1 pseudogene is annotated in these 1,122 nt (G+C 78.5%); it reads left to right on the plus strand.

The window, feature by feature from the left end:
• Positions 1-1,122, plus strand: a pseudogene (locus tag AB0J52_RS41770) (hypothetical protein); the annotation flags it as partial.

Genomic DNA, 1,122 nt, shown 5'->3' on the forward strand with positions numbered 1-1,122 from the left:
CGACGGCGGCACGCCCCCGGCGTACGAGTTCGAGCCGACCGGCGCGGCCGTGATCGCCCCGGACCGGGTGCGGCCCCGCACGGCCGCCGCCTACCTCGCCGCCGTCCTGCCGCCGGACCCCGGCCCCGGCTGGGCCGGCCTGCTGCGCGCCCTGCGGGCGGGCGACCCGGTGCTCGCCCGCGCGCTGTCCACCCCGCTCGCGCTCTGGCTCGTCCGCGTCCACGCCGACGTGCGCGCCGACCCCGCGCCGCTGCTCGACCGCGCGCTGCTCCCGACCGCGCGGGACATCGAGGACCACCTGCTGGACGGCCTGATCGAGGCCGCGCTCCGGCATCCCGCGCCGCGCCGGGCGGACGCGCTGCCCAGGCGCGTCCCGGACGCGGAGGTCCGTGCGGGGAGGCGGTGGCTCGCCTTCCTAGCCCGGCATCTGAACGCCCTCGGCACCCGCGACCTGGAGTGGTGGGAACTGCGCCGGGCCGTCTCCCCCGCCGCGCGGGCGCTCGCCGCCGGACTGGCGGCGCTGCTGGTCTCCGTCCCGCTGTTCGCCGTGTGCGACCTGGCCCTGCGGGCGGCGGCCGACCCGGAGCGGGGCGAGATCCTCCCCGGCGGCTGGCGGTTCGGGATCGTGGTGGCGCTGGCCTTCACGGCGGTCCGGCTCGTCCCCCGGCGGCTCGTCCCCGGGCGGCGCGGCGTCACGGACGGGGAAGGAGCGGCCAAGGCGCGGGACTCGGCCATCGTGTTCCTCGCAGCCGTCACCGTGATGATGCTGTGGCCCGCGGGGATGCGGGCCACGGGCTCGTTCTCCGGGCTGCCCGAGAAGCTGGTCGTGGCGTTGCTCCTCGCGACGCCGCTGGGGCTCGGGCATCTGCTCGGCGCGCGGCGCTCGGACCGTCCGTCCTTCGCCCACCTCGGGCTGCGCGGCCGGACCCGTGACCTGGCGCGCGACGCGGCGCGGAGCACCCTGCTGCTGTACGCGGGCGTCGCGGGCACCTACTCCGCCGCCGCGACAGGGCTCGTCCTCGTCCAGCACGACGCCACCGCGCTGCGGGAACTGCGCGCGGCGGGGCCGCCGCTGCTGCTGACGATGGCGCTGACCATGCTGCCGATGGGACTCACGCTCGG

It is taken from the genome of Spirillospora sp. NPDC049652, from assembly GCF_040675125.1.
Lineage (GTDB): Bacteria > Actinomycetota > Actinomycetes > Streptosporangiales > Streptosporangiaceae > Spirillospora.